The sequence below is a fragment of the Aeromonas sp. R4-2 genome, assembly GCF_040908295.1.
Classification (GTDB): Bacteria; Pseudomonadota; Gammaproteobacteria; order Enterobacterales; family Aeromonadaceae; genus Aeromonas; species Aeromonas veronii.
In genome coordinates this window covers 121,773-137,388 of record NZ_JBFODL010000004.1, presented here as the reverse complement: position 1 = coordinate 137,388, position 15,616 = coordinate 121,773, and the positions used below count along the sequence as shown (strand labels likewise).

Sequence of the window (15,616 nt, the reverse complement as noted above, 5' to 3'; positions counted from 1 at the left end):
CGTCTACGCAATGAGGTAGGCCATTCTCTTCGGTACCAAAAAAGCGCTTACCTCGCTGCCCAGTTGCATCAGGTCAGCCGGATCCATGTTGCCGATCTCGGCTTCGGTCAACATGGGGGTGGTGATGCGGGGCAGCAGTTTGGTGAGGGCGTTGACGTCCATCTGCACCACATCGGTCATATTGAGGCCGCGCATTTCGCCCGCCTTGGGTTTGCGCAGCTGGATCTCGGTGAGGGTGGTGTCACCGCGCTGGATGGCTTGGTCGAGGGTAACGGTTTTGTTTTCCATGGTGTCGGTTCCTGGTGATGTGGTGAGGGCGGCACTTATTGGTTGGATAAGGACCGCCCATTGGATGAGGGAAGGGGTTAGAGGCCGAGGGCTTTGCGGTGTTCGGCCATGCGGTCGACGCCATCGGGGCCGATCTCAATCATGTTGATGAGGTCGATTTCATGGATCACCTGACCGTTGATGGTCTCCTTGTAGTAGGTGTTGACCATGCCGACCTTGGCCTGGGAGTTGTCACCGGCCTTGAGGGTGCCGCGGTCGAGCTCCTTGAAGCGGCCACGGCAGATGATCTCGACGGGTACCACCTCGGCGGTGTCGTCGCCCTGCACCGAGCCGGCAAAGCGCACCATGGTGCCATCGGCCTTGGGTTCCCCCATGCAGCGCAGCAGGGGCTCGCCATAGCCGCCGAAGGTGAACGAGACATCGAGGGCGCTGTCATCGAATCCCATGTCGATGTTGACGGCACCGCCCATGCCGCCGCCGCGATAGGCTTCAAACTTGCGGGTCAATTTGGCCGGGGTGAAATCTTCCGCTTCACCCACCCAGTTCTCGCCGTTGAGAAAGACGTTCAGGCGTTTGAGTTTGCGTGGCAGTGCCATGGGGGCTCCTTATGCTGCGGCTGCGACGCGGGCGCCGAAGTCGATCAGGTAGTGGTCGGTGATGCGCTGGATGAAACCGAGGTCTTCGAGCGGTGGCACCGGGGTGTAGTTGTAATCAATGCGCAGTTTGCCCGACTTGAGGGTGTCCTTGTCGTTGAGCTCCTCGTTGTACCAGCAGTCAAACCCGAGCAAATATCCGCCGTTCACCAGCTCGCGTCCCTTGGCCTTGATCCCTTCGACGATGTCTTTGACCAGGGACGGGTGCAGCGGCTTGTCGTTGGCCCACATGTGCGCCTCGGCCATGGTGTCAGCCAGGATCTGGGCGGTGCGGGTGTAGTTCTCGAAGGCGAACAGGGGATCATCTGAGCAGGTGCGGTTGCCCCAGTAGCGAAAGCCGTCAGAGCGGATCAGGGCGGTGACTTCGTTGGCGTTGAGCAAGCCGACCTCGGTGTCGGGGTCTTGCAGATCCCAGAACAGGTTTTTGGTCATGCCATCGACCCCGGTCACGCCGACGTTCGACAGGGTCTTGTGCCAGCCAATCTCTTTGTCGATGAGCGCCCGCATGGCGGCGGCCTTGAGGCAGGCATCGAGCTTGATGCTGGCATTGGCGGCAACGTCCCACGTCGTCCAGTCGGCATGCACCAGCATCAGCTCACGGCTGGAGAAGTTTTCACGGTAGGCCAGCGCGGCTTCGACGGTCTCGGCGATGGTCGGTACATAAGCAAAGGCGCGCAGTTTCTTGGCCATGCCCGCCAGCGCAGTGGACACCGGCAGGGTGCAGTTGTCCGGCACGCAGAGGATGCGCGGCTTGACGCCGGTGGCCGGGGTGGCCCGCTCCAGCGCCTTGAGGCCGGTATAGCTGCCATCGGGCTTGATGGTGCCGATGATGTTGCTGGTCAGGGCTGCTGCGTCCGCGCCTTTGGCCACGCGCACGGCGATAACGATAGTGTTGACGGTGTCATAGATGGTTTGCAGCGAGCGCTTGAGATTCCCCTCGCTGCCTGCCTGCCTTGGCGATGGCCGCTGGCAGGTTGGCGATCAGCATAGGCTTGTCGAGGGGGAAGTAGGTGGCGTCGGCGTCTTCGCTGGTGCAGACCATACCGATCACCGCCGTGGCGACGGTGCGGATGGTACGGGTACCCTCGGTCGCTTCAACGACACGCACGCCGTGGTGAAATTGGTCCAGTGCCATAGGTTCTCCTGTTGTCCGGACGGAGCATTCTTTGCGTAGATAATGCAGGTGATGTGAACAGGGTCAGGATGCAGGGGCAGGGGATCGCAGGCGAGCGGCGGCCAGTGTATCTGGCGTGGATACACTGGATGAACGGTGACAATGGGGTAACGGACGGCAGTCACGACACACCCCGCACAGGGCGGGGGGGATGAGATGAGGGGTTAGCCTGGTTTGACTGGCCAAGTGATATGGCTTGGCCAACCTGGTTGCTGCTGGACTCTACTTATCTCCACACTGTATTTCCTAAATTCACTCAGTTTTTTGGCTTCCGATGCTGTTAACTGCTGGGTTGACTCAAGGTACAGCAATGGAGCCATCTGGTCAGATGCATACCGTAACTCATCCGTTTGCATTTTGATTTGCATGTCGATTAGGTCTTCGGTGGTCAATGACGGTTGGGCGCAAATAATAGGGAGCCCATTATCATCTGGTGTTATACGTAATCCCTTTGCCAACGCATTTTCGATATCAGCAATTTGTTGATCGTTTAATGTCACCAAGTCATTTGGCAGGTCTTGATAGTTGACACCTTGGCGATAGATACCATTTGTGGACGCGGCATATTTCATAAAAGACCTCAGTATCCGATAGTAAAGTAATAGGCGCCGTCCGAAACTGGGGCGCCAGCTATATTTCTGACTATGCCAATAAACCCTGTTCTACTAGCCCCTTGTGCCGCCCAGATGTTGCCGTTTGATTCATTTGCTGTAGTGTCACCGATAGTGACGTTTACACAGGCAGTTGGAAAAGCGACCGGGAATGTGACAATCGCTTTCCCAGCGGTTTCAGTTGTCAGAATGCCCCACTGAAATATCAGTCCACCTAGCCATGTTGGCAGGATAATGTAACCAGTCGGCCCAAGGCTGATGGTGAAGCCACCCAGTAGTTTTTTGGGGGTAATGGCTACATCATCAGCGGTTCCAGCGTTAGTCTGCGCCTGGGTGGCTACCTTCATCATGCCAAGCACGGTTTCTGATGCCTGTTTAACCCATGCAAACAATTTCTTGGCGGTAACGAATTTAGTGTCGTCACTGCCGGTATTCACTTCTGCCTGGGTGGCTACTGGCGCGATGCCTCTCGTTGCCTCAGTGGCATATTGCGTTGATGAAACCGCATCGGTGATGCCATATCCCGCCAGGGTGGTGGGGTTGCTGCCGGCGGTGATGTTGCCCTTGGCATCGACAGTGACCGAGCGATAGGTACCCGCCACCACCCCCGAGTTTTTATAGGTGGCGGTGATGGTGATGTTGCCGCTGCCATCAAATGCCGCCTGACCGGTCACATCGCCAGCCAGGGCGATATTGCGGGCGGTGCTGAGCTTGTTGGCCTTGCCCGCCGCCGTGTTGCCCCCTTCGATATCATCGACGTGTTTTTTCAGGTAGGCGGTACGGTTGGCCAGCGCTTGCGCCTGCTTGTTGGAGATGCCGCCCGGGCCACCCAGCACCGGATCACCGGTTTCGAGTTGGTAAATGCCAGCCTCCCAGCTGACGACCTCTTGTAAATTCGCCATATCACGAGGCTCCGTGGTTGTAGTTGCCGTTGTAGGTTGCGGCGCCGTTGTAGGTAACGGGCGCCCTGGTGTAATCGAGTGCGGAGAGGTGGCAGCGGGCCGGGGCCATCTCTGCCAACAGGCGCTTGATGCGGTTGGCCTGTTCGGTGGTGACCGGGCGAGTCAGGATGACCCGATACACTGCCCAGCGGGTCGGGTCGCCGTGGGGTTCGTTGCCGTTGTAGCTGAGGGTACCGTCATAGCGGCGGCCGGTGGCGCGCTCGATGATGGTGCTGTCACCAAAGCCCAGCACATTCAGCGCCTCCTTGATGGCCCACGGGGTGCCCTTGCGCTGATGCAACCTGAACGAGGCTTTGATCAGCGCCCGTTGCTGGTCTTCCGATTCTGCCAGCTCCCACCAGTCCACCGAGCGTGCCCATGCCAGCCAGGGCAGCAGTGGCGCCGGGCAGGTGTCGGCAAAGCGGGTGGAGGTAATGACTTCTGGTGTCAGGTTGTAGGCCAGCGCGGCGGCGGTCAGGTGCTCCAGCCGGGTTGCAGAGGGTGGCAGCAGATCCCGGGTTGCCGGGGTTGCCAGTGGCAGGCGATGCACCTTGTGCGACCCCATGCCACCGGCATCGGCCCCTTGGGTCGCCAAGCGAGTGATGGCGGTGAACGGGCTTACCAATGGGGGCGCTAGTCCATCGTGCGCCAGGGTGATGGTCAGGGCTGGCTGGGTTGCTGTTGGCAGGGCTGGCGCCATTGGGTAGATGAGCTGGGCGTACTTGGCGATCGGTGTGCCCATGGCGCCGGTAAAGGTGGTTGCCGCCTGCGCCAGCTTGGTTTTCAGCAATGGCTCACCTGGCTGACCGTCAGCCAGATCACCGATGGTCTGTCGCACCTTGGCCTTGTGGCTGCCGATAGTGCCGAGATCGAACCCTGCAGGAGCCAGCCGTTGCTGAATGGTCGGCACCTCGATGGCATCAGGTTGTAATCCGCCGGTACCGAGCCGGGTTCTGACTCCCGCCGTGCCGACAATTCCCGCATCAAGCCCGACAAGGGTTATCTGTGTTGACATGTCAGCCGCCCCCATGGCAAGCAGGTCGCCCATTGTTGCAACCATGGCCCGGATGGTCGTTGCCGGAGCGCCCTGTGCGCCATCGCTGATAGCGATGGCTTTGGTGCGGCTGGTCAGCTTGTTGGCCCCGGCTGCAAACTGGCTGATCCCGGTTGGCTTGGCGCGTTGAATGAGTGATGCCATCCCGACTTGGCCTGCTTCTATCCCTGCCACTGTCAGGCCAACTCTGACCCCGGCAATGGCTTTTGGCGCTGGATCATCCGGGCCTTGCACTGTGCCCCGATAGAGAGCTGCCCCGTCATGTGACAGGGTGCCGTCGTGATAGGTGAGTGACCCGCGCCAGACGGGATAGAGGGTTGCCATCAGAGCTTGAAGATCTTATTGGGGCCGTTATCCCAGGCGATGATGATGTCGCCGCCGTTGGTGCTGACCGGAAGGCCCGCCGCCGTATCGAACAGGGCGATCAGCGGGCTGGTCGCGGCGTTGCCGGTGTCTTTGTAGATGGCGCAGTAGTTGACGTTGGCGGTTGGCACGGCGGTGAAGGTGACATCGGCCGCATCGAGCACGCCAGCAGCCACGGTTTTGCTGGTGAGGGTCTGCGGGGTACCGACCACATGGGCCGAGATCCCGCTGTAAAACTCATCGCTGGCGAGGGTCGGTGAATAGGTGCTTTTGAGCAGGGCACACTTGAGGGTGTCGGCACTGGCATTGATGGCGCCGGTGAGAAACTTTTCGCGGCCTTTGTCATAGAGGGCGTTTGCCATGGTGGTGTCCTTAGTCGAGGTGGAGGGTGGTGAGTTTGGCGGCCTGCTGGGCGCTGCAGGTGACGTCGGTCAGCGGCGCGCGCAGGGTGACGCTGTCAATCCCCGGCTGGTGCAGGGCGGCATAGATGGCGGAAAGCGGGACGGTGGTCCCGACCCGGTAGTAAGCGGCGGCCGTTTTGGCCATGGCATCTTTTGCAGCGGCAATGGCCTGCTCTTTACCCAGGCCGATGGCGTTGAGGGTGGCATCAACGGCGTAGGGTTTGAGCTGGGCCGGTTCGACTGCCACCAGATCGCAGAGCGGGCGAACGTCTTCGGCAGATAGCGCCTGCTCGACCAGATTGATGGTGTCAGCGCTTGGCTGGCCTGCCGGTGAGAGGATGGTCACTCTGACAGTGCCCGGGGTGGGACTGTCGACGGCGACATCCGCCACCTCGGCACTGGCCGAGAGGGCGTGAAACTTGTAGGCATTGATCGGGCCCGCTGTGGCCATGCCCTCATAGGCCATTTGGCAGCGCATGCGCAGGCGGTCATCAGATTCATACACCGGATCGATGGGCGGGGTTGCTGATGGATCGCCCGGGGTGACCAGCAGACGTTCGAGTTCGTACTCACCGGCCACATGGTCCAGGGTGGTGCCACTGGCAAAGGCGAGCAGGGTCTGCTTGGCCGCATCGTTGATGCGGGCCCGCAGGATCATTTCGTTGTAGGCGTTCTCCTGCAGCAGCTTGTTGAGCGGTTCTGATTCAAGTTCCAGCGTGGCAGCGATGGCTGCCTGCTGGTCTGCCGGGTAGTAGCTGATCAGGATGGCTTTGCGCTTCGCCAGGATGGCCTCGAAGTCGAGAGTTTCCTCGACTTCCGGTGGTGGTAGTTGGGTCAGGTCTACATTGCTCACTGGGCGGCTCCTGTCGGAATGGGGATGGTCGCAGACTCCAACACGCCGCCATCTTTGCGCTGCCAAGTGAGCTCGATGGTGAGGGCGCCATCCATGCCGCCACCCAGCACATCGACGCGGGTGACGGCGATGCGCGGCTCCCAGTTGATAAGGGCCTGCACCGTGGCGGCCATCAGGCGCAGGCGGGTGGCTTGATGCTGGGGCATGTCGATGAGGTAAAAGAGCTCGCTGCCGTAGTCACGGCGCATCACCCGGGAACCCACCGGGGTGATAAGGATGTCACGCACAGACTGGATGATGTGGTCGGTGGCACTGATGGCGCGGCCATGGGCGGCATTCATGCCGAGCCAGTTCATACCGGGCCCCCTGATTGGCCATCGCCCGGCTGCACTTTTTTGTGGCTGTGCTCTGTCACCTCGATGTCGCCCACCTTGGCGGTCTCGCAGATGAGGCGCTTGGCCTGCAGCTGGTTGGTGCAGATGGTTTTGGGGGTATCGAGAGTCACGCTGACACTGGCGGCGATAGTGGCCTGCTTGATGCCGGTGGCATTGAGCTCACCGGTTGCCGGGTTGTATTCGATGACGGCGCCATCGGCATATTCGGTACGGTCGAGATCCGGGTTGTCATCTTCGGCCAACGGTTCGGGGAAGCTGTCAGCATTGAGGCGGCCGACGATATAGGCATTGCGCAGATCCCCGCTGACGGAGAGCAGGAGCACCTGCTCGCCGAGGCTCAGGCGGTGACGGGTGCGGTTAGCCCCGGCCCTGTCTGTGGTGTAGGGCCGCCAGTTGGTGGTGATGTCGCCGGTTTTGACGCGACACTCCCCTGAGCGCACGGCGGTAACAGTGCCAATGCGGATCAGGTTGTCGATCAGGCGTTTGAGTTCGGTTGGGGTCGGTTGCATGGGGCCATTGTTTTGGGCAATGGCAGGGAAGACGAGGGGCAGCCAGTGTATCTGAGGCGGATACACTGGCTTGCTAACATGACAACGAACGTGAACCCCAGTTTTTAGAGGGAATTATCTACCTAGGATATATGGGCAAAACTGCCTTGAGGTTGGTGTTCGTTAGCATAATATTTCGTATTTTAAGTATTAGTCACCATCATAGAAAGTCGGCGGCGCACGCGGCGCGAAATCAGGATCGATGGTCTTTCGAAAACCAAGTACATCACACAGGAAATAGTAACAGCAATGACGAGCGCTGCCGGCCATACAGCAGATGCGCCGAAATGCTTATAGAAAAAAAGAAGCGCAATGTTTAATCCAAGTATGTGGTTCAGATAAAGGCTGTAGGATATTTTTCCGAGGAAATCCCCTATCCTTCCAAAAATCGACTTCCCGCGTTCGAGAATAAGCCCAACAATCAGGAAAGCACCGACTGCCGTAGCAAGGTCACCAATAGCCCTTTGGCTCAACGACCATGGATTATCGAAAGGATAGGCATAAGCCAATACCGCAAATAACCAGAGAAACAAACCAAACCTATTCCTAGCCTCACCTATAATCGAGATCACAGATGCTTGGTTAATCGCAATATAGCTTCCGACAGCAAAAAACGTCGAGTAATGCAAGCTTATCAACAATTGCATCTCTATCTCGTTTAGCGGGACAATCCCCGATATCAAACAAGAAACCACCACGGACGAGGCAACAAACAAGCTGACCGCTATTGCCCCGAACCTTGAGACAATTAGGTAGATGACAGGAAATACCAACGAAATCCGCATCTCGTGAATTATGGACCATATCGGGCCATTAACTTCAGCAGGATTGAACACCCCGATCATAAGCAGGTGCCCAGCGAAATTGAACTCATGGACGTTCGGAGAAGGGATATTCATCCACATTTTTTCCCATGAGAACCATGTACCGAGTATTGAGTAGGCGGCTAGGGCAAGGGCTATCGAAGCTATATAGGGCGGGTATAGCCTAAGCACACGAGCTGCGACATAAGCGCCATAACCGCGCTCATTCATCGCCTGCCACATCCGTGTCAGAGCGAAGCCGCTCAGGATAAAAAACAGAATAACAGCTTGATGTCCAGACCAGAGCACTCTTAGCGGCGTCCACTTCACAATGCTCCACAGCGGCTCTACCTTGTAGAGCCCCGCAATTGTCGTGTGTGAGAGCAGGACGATTAGCGCTGCGACACCTCGCAAAGAATCCAAACAGTGCTCCCGTCCTACTTCTTGGTATGTCGACATTCCCTCACCTCTAGCTACTGACAAGGCGGTGATTCTATCCGATCATTCGGACTCTGGCTTTAGCGTTTCGCTTATCAACGGACCAACGGGGAGTGCGTTCAACCGCTCAAAATCTCTAGGGCCACCTAGTTTCGATCTCTCTTTGACACAACACAATTCCTTCAGGTTGAGTTAACGATATCAAAGGGGGTTGAATTTGGATTGATAGATATGCTTCTGAATTCATTGTCTTGGCTCGCCTATCCACTAGTCGTTCTTCCTTGACAATTGATCTTGGGTGGCTGTATGAGCGGCAATCTCTATGAGCAAGCCTCATTTAATGAGGTGGGTCAGCAGCAGCTCTTCCAACTGCTCCACCTCCTCAGCAGTAATCCCTAGCAGCTCACGTGCTGGATAGCTGATCTCGCGGCCCTTGATACGGTCTTTGAGGCCGTATTGGTGAATGGTGGCGAGGCGATTGGCCGAGCCGACAAACTCAACCACGGCTCGATGTTCGGTGCTGGTTGCCTTGAGCCAGCGGGGGCTGACCAGATGCTGAAACATCTTGCGGCGGGTGGAACCGCGCTTTTTCGCCAGCTTCTTGAGCGGCTTGCGCGGGAGCATAGGGCTGCCATCCGGCTGGATGTTGGCCCTGATCCGTTTGCTCTGACTGGCGCGCAGGTTGCGGGCCAGTTCCCCCATCAGTTGCCGGCGGGCGGCCGGTGTCATGCCGGCCAGCAGAGCATCGGCCCAGCTTACCAGCCGATTCAGGTCGTCGGTGGCCATGGCTGCGGTTCCCCGTTGATAAAGAGCTCCCAGGTGATGCCGTCATAAGGGTCTTCCGGCGGTTCTGGCAGATGCTCCCAGCCTATCCCCTGTTCGTTCTGCCATACCTTGACCCGTTCGGTCAGCTTGACGGTGATGATGAGATCCATCAGGTCGTTGGCGAGGTATTCGGCCTCGAAGGTGATGCCATCTTTGCGCTGCTCGTCATTGGTCATCAGCTCGGGCTGGTGTTGGCGCAGCCAGGCCAGCAGCGGCACCATGATCTGATCCGGATGGCCGGCAAAGTCTTCAATGCCGATGGTGAGGGGGTATTGCCACTCGAACGAGAGGGAGCGGGCGCCGGTGCTTTCGATATTGCCCGGTGCGATGAAGATGTGCAGCTTGTCCGGGTTGGTCTTGAGGTGCGGCACGCAGCGGGTCAGCACCTCACGGATCTGTTTTGGCTTTTCCATCTTCACTCCCTTGTTGTCGTATCTGGCAGGTGATGAGGCTATCGACCTTGGCGGCGCAACTGGCCCAGGCGGCCTCGGTCTGGCTCAGCTGGTCGAGCAAGTCGCCGTTATTGAGTGGCGCCGCCGGCGGCAGCTGGCAGGGGCTCGGGGCCGGACAGGTGATCCTGATAATCTGCGGCGCCGGTGAGGGCGGGGCGCTGGAGCAGCCTGATAACAGGATCAGGCAGAGGGCGATCAGCCCAAGCTCTGAGTTCGGCATTTTCACGTTTAAGCCTCTTGATGGTGTCGGCGCGGGTGGCGGCGGCCTGCGCCAGCTGGTCGAGCTGGCCCTGCAGCTGCTGCGCCGCTTGTGCCTGGGTGATCAGTTCCCGGGTGAGGGTGGCGATGGCGGTCTCTTTAAGCTGCTCGCGCCGTTCGGCCTCTCTGGTTTTCTCGTCGGCTGCCTTGAGACTGGTTTGCAGGGTGGTGACGTCCCCTTTGGCCTTGGCCGCCGAGCGGGCTGACCAGCCCCAGCCACCAAGGGAGACAGCCAACGCCAGCAGCAACCAGCTGAGGGGCGAGCCCAGCAGATCACGCCACATTGGCCACCTCCTGCAGCTGATAGACCTTGGTAAAGTGCGCAAACCACTTCGCCAGCTTGGTGTCGTAGTCGTTCTCCTTAAACGCCGGGCCGTTGTAGCGGCGGGCAAAATCTGCCCACTTTCGCCCCTGCAGCGCTTTGTGCATGGCGGGGTCTTGCTGGATAAAGCGGCACAGGGCGGTGAGGTGTTCGACCTCGCTGCGTTGCATGGCGTTCTGCCAGTCGCTGGCGGAGGCAAAACCCAGCGGCTGCCAGTGGTAGCCCATGATCTGGAACATGCCCCAGCTGGCCGACTCGATGGCCGCGTCCCGATGCAGGCTGATGGCCAGTTGCAGCCGCTCCCACTCGGCTGCGCCGCCCGCATAGCCGCCGCGTTTGGGGCTGACCAGGTTGGGGTAATGGGCGGCCAACTGGTCGGCGGCCGCCTTGCCCAGATGTTTGGTGAGCTGCTTGTAGAACACATGTCGCTCGAACAGCACCACGGGGCGCATGGCTTGGGTGAAGCCTTCGCCGATGCTCTCGACCTGGGCAACGGTGGCCATGGTGGCCAGCGGCACCGCCAGCAGATCGGCCCCGGCTTGCATGTGGTTGACGGTCAGCTGGTTGCCGCGTTCAGTGCCAAGCAGTGCGGCCAGGGTACGCGGGCCCGCCTGACCGATGGCGGCAATCATGTAATCCCGCTGGAAGGCGATCAGTGCCTGCTCGGTTGCCTCACCAAACCAGCCATCGACTGCCAGCGGATAACCGGCGGCGGTGAGGCGGCGTTGCAGGTCTGCCACGGCGGAGCCGGTATCGCCTTTTTTCAGGCTCATGGCTGGTACCTCCGGTAAATATCCCGGGCATGGTCGGTGCTGGACGGTTTGCCCCGGGGCAGCAGGTGGTGCACCGAGCCGCGGGTGTTGAGCACAGCGCACAGCAGGAAGAGGGCGAGCCCGAAGGCGGCCGGGTCTGGCACCGGAATGCCGCCGAACAGAAAGCGCAGCGGAATGGAGCCTGACAGCACGCAGAGCAGCCACGCCATCCAGGCGGGCAGGGCGCGATACTCGCCACCTTTGCGGTCAAACAGCATGACCCGCAGGAAGATGGCAGCGCAGATCAGGGCGTAAAGGGCGGTGTAGATAAACACACCGGTTGGAGTGGTCGGGATCATGGTTGCCCCCTTTTGTTAAACAAGGCTTCAAGTAGCCGATCCTGATTGCGCATGATGAGCTGCAGCAGGCGCACCATCATGGCGGAGGCGATCAGCGAGCCGATCGCATTGCTGACCTGGACGCTGGCGGGCAGCAGTACCTCCAGCAGTTGGCAGGTAAAGCCAGCCAGCAGCAGGCCGCTGACAAACGAGGCGACAAACAGGGCAATCCTGCGCAGGCGCCCCTGCTCTTCGGCGGCCGAGATAAACAGCACCGCGCCGGTGAGTGCGCCGAGCACGACGGAGGGATCCACCCCGGGCAGGGTGAACAGCAAGGCCAGACCGGTGAGGGTGCTGGTTGCGGCGCTGGAGGAAATCGGTTCTGGCATCGTGCTCTCCTATCGTTTGCTGCCGCAGTGGCGGGCGAGTTGGTATTCGTGGATGGTCTGGCAGTCGGCGCAGCGTTCGCAGCCCCGGATCGCCTCGCGGCGCTCTTGCGGGATCGGGTCATCGCAGTCGATGCAGTAGTGGGGGCCAGTGCCCGCAATGCGGGCGGCATGAATGCGGGCAGCCAGTTGTTGCTCGCTGATGTTGGCCAGTCGTTCGAGTTCGTCGTCGAGGCGGCTCATGTCGGTGTTCTCTTTTGTCGCATGGCAGTCAGTCCCATAGCTGGATCAGCGGCTGTTCGGCCTGAGTGGGGGCCGCTGGCATGTTGATGAGGGTGCCGGTTGGCAGGATGGGGCCGAGCGCGGCCAGACCGAGGTTGAGGTTGAGCACCTGCTCGGTGATGCCAGCGGTGTAGCCGTAGTGACGAAACAGGATGAGATCGAGGGTGTCGCCCTGCAGGCTGCGCAGTTGCATCAGATGAGCTCCACCGTGGTGTGGGTGGTGCCGATGATGTCGCGGATGGCAAAGCGGGCATCGCGGTAGAGGTCATCCGAACTTATCTCTTTGGCATCGGCCCCTTTGATGCCGTCACCGGTGGCGCTGTAGTCGGTGTAGCGCTCGAGCAGATTGGCGCGGGTCATGGCGTAGACGGCGCGCCGGTAGCTGTGCAGATGTACCGATTCGCCGCTGATGGGCTCGGCGGGTACGGCGGCCAGGGTGGCGTGACCTTCACTTTCTCTGGCGCTGCGCCACTGGGCCAGATCCCGGTTTACGCTGGTGATGGCGTCGATCACCGCATGGGTGAGGCGGGCGGTGGTGACGGTGCCATCGAGCCGGACGGTGTCGCGCAGCGCGCAGAGCGAGATCGCCGGCCAGAAGGGGGCGCTGGTGATGTCGTCCTCTTCTGTGGCGGCCGGGGTCGGGTTGGTGGCTAAAAATCCGGTGCTCATGGTGCTCCTGATGTGAGGTGGCGCCGCATGTTGGGCGGTGGTCGGGCCGTCTGGTATGCCGCTGGCATTCGTCAGGCCCGAGCCGCCCAGGGTGCGGGGTTCGCTCGGTTAGCTGGCCTCGCCGGGGGCGGGGTCAGGCTGTTCGGGTGGCTGTGATTCGGATTGAGGCTCTGCGCCCGGCTGCGGTGCCGGTTCGTTGGCAGGCTGGCCGGCGGAGGCTTTCTCCTTTTTGATCTCGCGCACCAGATCTTCCAGCTCTCGCTTGATGCCCACCTTGTCGTGCAGTTCGATGGCGCGGCGGTAGTGGTCGGCCGCTTGCTCCTTGAGTCCTTCGGCATAACAGGCGCGGCCTACCGCCTTGTGCAACTTGGCGCGCACCTGGTCGAAGATGTCGCAGTCAGCCAGCATGCTCATGTAGTTGCTGAGTAATGGCAGGGACGGGCCATTACCCGCCTCTTGCAGCTTGATGGCGGTATCGGCCACCTCTTCGGCGATGAGGGTGGGGGCGGTGCGTTCGTACTGGTCCGGGGTATTGAGGCCGTGGCGGATCACGTAATCAGCCATCGGCAGGGCACCTGCCAGATCGCCGGTGTCGAGGTGCCACAGCATCACGGTCACCATGACGTCATCCTGACCACCGCGATCGGCGGCCAGCAGGCCATCAATCCAAGGTGTGTAAGTGGCCAGCATGGTGCGTTTGGCGTCAATCTTGCGCTCGAGGCTCTGAATGCCCTTGAGGGTGCGACGGTGCTCGGCCAACTGCATCAGCTGGAGTTCGTACTGGTTGGCGGCGGCGCGATCCTGCTCGGGATTGGCCGCCCCTTGCAGGGCGGCCATGATGCGGGCGGTGTGTCGTTGTGCAGGTGTCATCGTGGCTCCTTAACCGCCTGCAGGCGCAGGTTTGGCGCCCAGCGTGATGTTTTCTGCGACGGCGATGCAGTCGTAATCCTCGACCACATAGGCATCGTTGGAGGATTCCCAGTTGACGATGCGGTCGAGGCTCGGCTGCTCTTCCAGGTGGCGACGGCGGCCGCCGATCTGCCAGTAGATGGAGAGGTTGTCGAGGCGGGTGACGATCAGAGTGTCTTCCGGGACGAAGGGGACGCGGATCGCCAGCAAGCCGCCGATCTGCTTCTGGCTCACCAGCACCTGACCGGCCAGCTTGTTCTGGTTGTCTCGGGTCTCGTTGAGGATGGGGAAGTATTTGTCGGCCAGCAGCTTGCGACCGCAGATCACCACCAGATCGGTGTCGTCCTGGTACCAGGGTTTGATCTTGCTGTTGACCAGATCGAACACCAGGGCGTCGAGGTTGCCGTAATCCCCCTCTTTGGTGTCGGCTTCACTCTTGGGCTGGTAGATGTAGATATGGCCGGTGCCCGCATCCCCTTCGCTCATCACCTGGGCGGGAGCATCATGGCGGGTGTGCTCAATCCAGCCGATGTTGACGTCCTGCAGCATGGGGAACTGGACGCGATCGGTGTCTTTCGCGGCAAGTTTGCCGTTCCAGCCGATCATGATGCGGTCCAGGCCCTGGCGCTTGACGATGGCATCGCGAATGCGGATCTGGAAGTCTTTGAACTTGGCCCAGGCATCAAGCTTGGCGTAACCGATGCTGGTGTCGTAGTTGGTCTTTTCGCACTCGTATTTGGTGTTTTGCAGTCCGGTCGGGTCGAACGGGACGCGGGCCTTGCCGCCACTGGTATCGGTGCGAGAGGCGATGGTGCCATTGATGCCGATGCCGACCTTTTCCCCTTTGAGTTCATCCACCGGCACGATGTTGATCATGCTGAGGAAGTCGACGGACTCCTGCATTTTGGTTTCCAGCTTTTGCTGGATGCTGGGCTCGACACTGAATTGCACCATGGCCGAGCTGACGGCATTCAGGCTCGCCAGTTGGCTGGTGTACTGCTCGAATTGCTGACGGGTATCGTTGCGCATTATCGGGGTCCCTTAAAAATCGGTGTTGGTTGGCTTGGTGCCATCGTCACCGGTGGCAGGCTGGCGCTTGTGGCTGAAATCTTCCTGGCGCTCGAGCTGGGTGGTCAGGTCGGCCAGGGCTTTGGCAGTCGCCGCTTGCCGGGCTGTCAGTTCGTTGAACTTGGTTTGCAGGTCGGTATCGAGGCTGGTCACCTCTTTAGCCACGGCTTCGACGGCCTGATGCACCTCGCTGAAATCGGCGGTCGATTGCTGCTTGTGACTGGTGAAAATGGCGCTGATCCGTTCCAGCAGGCCCGGGCCTTTCTCTTGCTCATCTTCAAACTCGATGACGGTTTCGAGGGCTTCGGTAAACAGGCATTCCGGATGGTATTTGCGGTCGGCCAGCGGGTTGACTGCGGCCTTGCTGCAGAACTGCAGCATTTCGGTGCCAAGGCTTGCCGGGCTGTCGGTCACGGCCAGCCCCATCATGTAGGCCCCTTTTTCGTTCAGGTTGGGGTGGATCTCGATGGAGGTGTAGACCTTCTGGCGCTTCTTGTTCAGCGCGATCAGCTCCGGCGTCGGGTCAATCTGGACGAACAGGGCCAGCCGCTGTTCCCCTTCGATGGTGACCTCTTCGGTCTTGGCGGCAGTGATGTCGCCGTACATCTTGAACAAGCCGTTGGGGTCGAGGCCCCGGATATGCTCCATATTGACCCGTGCGCCATAGGTGGCCTGGTTGTAGCGCTGGGCCATCTGCTCAATCCATTCGCGGGTGATGGCGCGACCGTCGGTGGTGCCCCCCTCAACCGCAACACGGAAGAATTTGGACTTAGGCATGTGCTGGGATCCCTTTGGTAATTGGGTAGTGATGTCGCGGTTATGGTCTGGGTGAG

General features: G+C 60.0%; 23 protein-coding genes and 1 pseudogene. All 24 read right to left on the bottom strand.

What is annotated here, in order from left to right:
* Positions 1–3: 3 nt before the first annotated feature.
* Positions 4–288, bottom strand: coding sequence for a phage tail assembly protein (locus AB5Y99_RS00925; RefSeq protein ID WP_019445430.1), 285 nt, complete (start codon positions 286–288; stop codon positions 4–6).
* Between the two features lie 77 nt (positions 289–365).
* Positions 366–884: a phage major tail tube protein gene (locus AB5Y99_RS00920; RefSeq protein ID WP_013723888.1), complete on the bottom strand. Its 519-nt coding sequence runs from the start codon at positions 882–884 to the stop codon at positions 366–368.
* A 9-nt stretch (positions 885–893) separates the two neighbouring features.
* Positions 894–2,070 (bottom strand): annotated as a pseudogene (locus AB5Y99_RS00915) (phage tail sheath protein).
* A gap of 209 nt (positions 2,071–2,279) precedes the next feature.
* The gene (locus AB5Y99_RS00910) at positions 2,280–2,687 is read right to left on the bottom strand and encodes a tail fiber assembly protein (protein ID WP_368208434.1); all 408 of its coding nucleotides are present in this window, start codon (positions 2,685–2,687) and stop codon (positions 2,280–2,282) included.
* A gap of 8 nt (positions 2,688–2,695) precedes the next feature.
* Positions 2,696–3,628, bottom strand: coding sequence for a hypothetical protein (locus AB5Y99_RS00905; RefSeq protein WP_368208432.1), 933 nt, complete (start codon positions 3,626–3,628; stop codon positions 2,696–2,698).
* A gap of 1 nt (position 3,629) precedes the next feature.
* On the bottom strand, positions 3,630–4,865 hold the full coding sequence (locus tag AB5Y99_RS00900; RefSeq protein ID WP_368208431.1) for a phage tail protein I: 1,236 nt from the start codon (positions 4,863–4,865) through the stop codon (positions 3,630–3,632).
* Between the two features lie 179 nt (positions 4,866–5,044).
* On the bottom strand, positions 5,045–5,446 hold the full coding sequence (locus tag AB5Y99_RS00895) for a hypothetical protein (RefSeq protein WP_013723883.1): 402 nt from the start codon (positions 5,444–5,446) through the stop codon (positions 5,045–5,047).
* Between the two features lie 10 nt (positions 5,447–5,456).
* The gene (locus tag AB5Y99_RS00890) at positions 5,457–6,338 is read right to left on the bottom strand and encodes a baseplate J/gp47 family protein (protein ID WP_368208429.1); all 882 of its coding nucleotides are present in this window, start codon (positions 6,336–6,338) and stop codon (positions 5,457–5,459) included.
* Positions 6,335–6,694 carry a GPW/gp25 family protein gene (locus tag AB5Y99_RS00885; protein WP_368208428.1) on the bottom strand — a complete coding sequence of 120 codons (360 nt, stop codon included), beginning with the start codon at positions 6,692–6,694 and terminating at the stop codon, positions 6,335–6,337. The genes AB5Y99_RS00890 and AB5Y99_RS00885 overlap by 4 nt, the downstream gene beginning before the upstream one ends.
* Entirely contained in the window at positions 6,691–7,242 is a 552-nt protein-coding gene (locus tag AB5Y99_RS00880) for a phage baseplate assembly protein V (RefSeq protein ID WP_368208426.1), read from the bottom strand. The genes AB5Y99_RS00885 and AB5Y99_RS00880 overlap by 4 nt, the downstream gene beginning before the upstream one ends.
* A gap of 182 nt (positions 7,243–7,424) precedes the next feature.
* Entirely contained in the window at positions 7,425–8,543 is a 1,119-nt protein-coding gene (locus tag AB5Y99_RS00875) for an acyltransferase family protein (RefSeq protein ID WP_368208425.1), read from the bottom strand.
* 312 nt (positions 8,544–8,855) lie between these two features.
* Complete coding sequence (locus AB5Y99_RS00870; RefSeq protein WP_368208424.1) at positions 8,856–9,308, bottom strand: phage virion morphogenesis protein; 453 nt, start codon at positions 9,306–9,308, stop codon at positions 8,856–8,858.
* Positions 9,290–9,760: a phage tail protein gene (locus AB5Y99_RS00865; protein WP_139746577.1), complete on the bottom strand. Its 471-nt coding sequence runs from the start codon at positions 9,758–9,760 to the stop codon at positions 9,290–9,292. The genes AB5Y99_RS00870 and AB5Y99_RS00865 overlap by 19 nt, the downstream gene beginning before the upstream one ends.
* Positions 9,735–9,977: an Rz1-like lysis system protein LysC gene (gene lysC / locus AB5Y99_RS00860; RefSeq protein ID WP_368208465.1), complete on the bottom strand. Its 243-nt coding sequence runs from the start codon at positions 9,975–9,977 to the stop codon at positions 9,735–9,737. Before lysC ends, AB5Y99_RS00865 begins: the two co-directional genes overlap by 26 nt.
* The gene (lysB, locus tag AB5Y99_RS00855) at positions 9,868–10,341 is read right to left on the bottom strand and encodes an Rz-like lysis system protein LysB (protein ID WP_323893751.1); all 474 of its coding nucleotides are present in this window, start codon (positions 10,339–10,341) and stop codon (positions 9,868–9,870) included. Before lysB ends, lysC begins: the two co-directional genes overlap by 110 nt.
* The gene (locus tag AB5Y99_RS00850; RefSeq protein WP_368208423.1) at positions 10,331–11,152 is read right to left on the bottom strand and encodes an N-acetylmuramidase domain-containing protein; all 822 of its coding nucleotides are present in this window, start codon (positions 11,150–11,152) and stop codon (positions 10,331–10,333) included. The genes lysB and AB5Y99_RS00850 overlap by 11 nt, the downstream gene beginning before the upstream one ends.
* On the bottom strand, positions 11,149–11,490 hold the full coding sequence (locus AB5Y99_RS00845; protein WP_013723873.1) for a phage holin family protein: 342 nt from the start codon (positions 11,488–11,490) through the stop codon (positions 11,149–11,151). Before AB5Y99_RS00845 ends, AB5Y99_RS00850 begins: the two co-directional genes overlap by 4 nt.
* Complete coding sequence (locus tag AB5Y99_RS00840; protein WP_005352066.1) at positions 11,487–11,858, bottom strand: putative holin; 372 nt, start codon at positions 11,856–11,858, stop codon at positions 11,487–11,489. Before AB5Y99_RS00840 ends, AB5Y99_RS00845 begins: the two co-directional genes overlap by 4 nt.
* A gap of 9 nt (positions 11,859–11,867) precedes the next feature.
* Positions 11,868–12,098 carry a TraR/DksA C4-type zinc finger protein gene (locus AB5Y99_RS00835; protein WP_111809547.1) on the bottom strand — a complete coding sequence of 77 codons (231 nt, stop codon included), beginning with the start codon at positions 12,096–12,098 and terminating at the stop codon, positions 11,868–11,870.
* Between the two features lie 28 nt (positions 12,099–12,126).
* Positions 12,127–12,330: a tail protein X gene (locus AB5Y99_RS00830; protein ID WP_368208420.1), complete on the bottom strand. Its 204-nt coding sequence runs from the start codon at positions 12,328–12,330 to the stop codon at positions 12,127–12,129.
* Entirely contained in the window at positions 12,330–12,806 is a 477-nt protein-coding gene (locus AB5Y99_RS00825) for a head completion/stabilization protein (RefSeq protein WP_368208418.1), read from the bottom strand. The genes AB5Y99_RS00830 and AB5Y99_RS00825 overlap by 1 nt, the downstream gene beginning before the upstream one ends.
* A 108-nt stretch (positions 12,807–12,914) precedes the next feature.
* A complete protein-coding gene (gene gpM / locus AB5Y99_RS00820) occupies positions 12,915–13,676 on the bottom strand; it encodes a phage terminase small subunit (RefSeq protein ID WP_368208417.1) in 762 nt (253 codons plus the stop codon).
* Between the two features lie 9 nt (positions 13,677–13,685).
* Positions 13,686–14,744, bottom strand: coding sequence for a phage major capsid protein, P2 family (locus AB5Y99_RS00815; RefSeq protein WP_236269747.1), 1,059 nt, complete (start codon positions 14,742–14,744; stop codon positions 13,686–13,688).
* A gap of 12 nt (positions 14,745–14,756) precedes the next feature.
* On the bottom strand, positions 14,757–15,560 hold the full coding sequence (locus AB5Y99_RS00810) for a GPO family capsid scaffolding protein (RefSeq protein WP_368208415.1): 804 nt from the start codon (positions 15,558–15,560) through the stop codon (positions 14,757–14,759).
* Positions 15,561–15,616 lie beyond the last annotated feature (56 nt).

Bases quoted from the DNA above. Each gene is read 5' to 3' on its own strand.
- AB5Y99_RS00925 (WP_019445430.1), bottom strand. From the start codon at position 288: ATGGAAAACAAAACCGTTACCCTCGACCAAGCCATCCAGCGCGGTGAC.
- AB5Y99_RS00920 (WP_013723888.1), bottom strand. From the start codon at position 884: ATGGCACTGCCACGCAAACTCAAACGCCTGAACGTCTTTCTCAACGGC.
- AB5Y99_RS00910 (WP_368208434.1), bottom strand. From the start codon at position 2,687: ATGAAATATGCCGCGTCCACAAATGGTATCTATCGCCAAGGTGTCAAC.
- AB5Y99_RS00905 (WP_368208432.1), bottom strand. From the start codon at position 3,628: ATGGCGAATTTACAAGAGGTCGTCAGCTGGGAGGCTGGCATTTACCAA.
- AB5Y99_RS00900 (WP_368208431.1), bottom strand. From the start codon at position 4,865: ATGGCATCACTCATTCAACGCGCCAAGCCAACCGGGATCAGCCAGTTT.
- AB5Y99_RS00895 (WP_013723883.1), bottom strand. From the start codon at position 5,446: ATGGCAAACGCCCTCTATGACAAAGGCCGCGAAAAGTTTCTCACCGGC.
- AB5Y99_RS00885 (WP_368208428.1), bottom strand. From the start codon at position 6,694: ATGAACTGGCTCGGCATGAATGCCGCCCATGGCCGCGCCATCAGTGCC.
- AB5Y99_RS00880 (WP_368208426.1), bottom strand. From the start codon at position 7,242: ATGCAACCGACCCCAACCGAACTCAAACGCCTGATCGACAACCTGATC.
- AB5Y99_RS00875 (WP_368208425.1), bottom strand. From the start codon at position 8,543: ATGTCGACATACCAAGAAGTAGGACGGGAGCACTGTTTGGATTCTTTG.
- AB5Y99_RS00870 (WP_368208424.1), bottom strand. From the start codon at position 9,308: ATGGCCACCGACGACCTGAATCGGCTGGTAAGCTGGGCCGATGCTCTG.
- AB5Y99_RS00865 (WP_139746577.1), bottom strand. From the start codon at position 9,760: ATGGAAAAGCCAAAACAGATCCGTGAGGTGCTGACCCGCTGCGTGCCG.
- lysB (WP_323893751.1), bottom strand. From the start codon at position 10,341: ATGTGGCGTGATCTGCTGGGCTCGCCCCTCAGCTGGTTGCTGCTGGCG.
- AB5Y99_RS00850 (WP_368208423.1), bottom strand. From the start codon at position 11,152: ATGAGCCTGAAAAAAGGCGATACCGGCTCCGCCGTGGCAGACCTGCAA.
- AB5Y99_RS00845 (WP_013723873.1), bottom strand. From the start codon at position 11,490: ATGATCCCGACCACTCCAACCGGTGTGTTTATCTACACCGCCCTTTAC.
- AB5Y99_RS00840 (WP_005352066.1), bottom strand. From the start codon at position 11,858: ATGCCAGAACCGATTTCCTCCAGCGCCGCAACCAGCACCCTCACCGGT.
- AB5Y99_RS00835 (WP_111809547.1), bottom strand. From the start codon at position 12,098: ATGAGCCGCCTCGACGACGAACTCGAACGACTGGCCAACATCAGCGAG.
- AB5Y99_RS00830 (WP_368208420.1), bottom strand. From the start codon at position 12,330: ATGCAACTGCGCAGCCTGCAGGGCGACACCCTCGATCTCATCCTGTTT.
- AB5Y99_RS00825 (WP_368208418.1), bottom strand. From the start codon at position 12,806: ATGAGCACCGGATTTTTAGCCACCAACCCGACCCCGGCCGCCACAGAA.
- gpM (WP_368208417.1), bottom strand. From the start codon at position 13,676: ATGACACCTGCACAACGACACACCGCCCGCATCATGGCCGCCCTGCAA.
- AB5Y99_RS00815 (WP_236269747.1), bottom strand. From the start codon at position 14,744: ATGCGCAACGATACCCGTCAGCAATTCGAGCAGTACACCAGCCAACTG.
- AB5Y99_RS00810 (WP_368208415.1), bottom strand. From the start codon at position 15,560: ATGCCTAAGTCCAAATTCTTCCGTGTTGCGGTTGAGGGGGGCACCACC.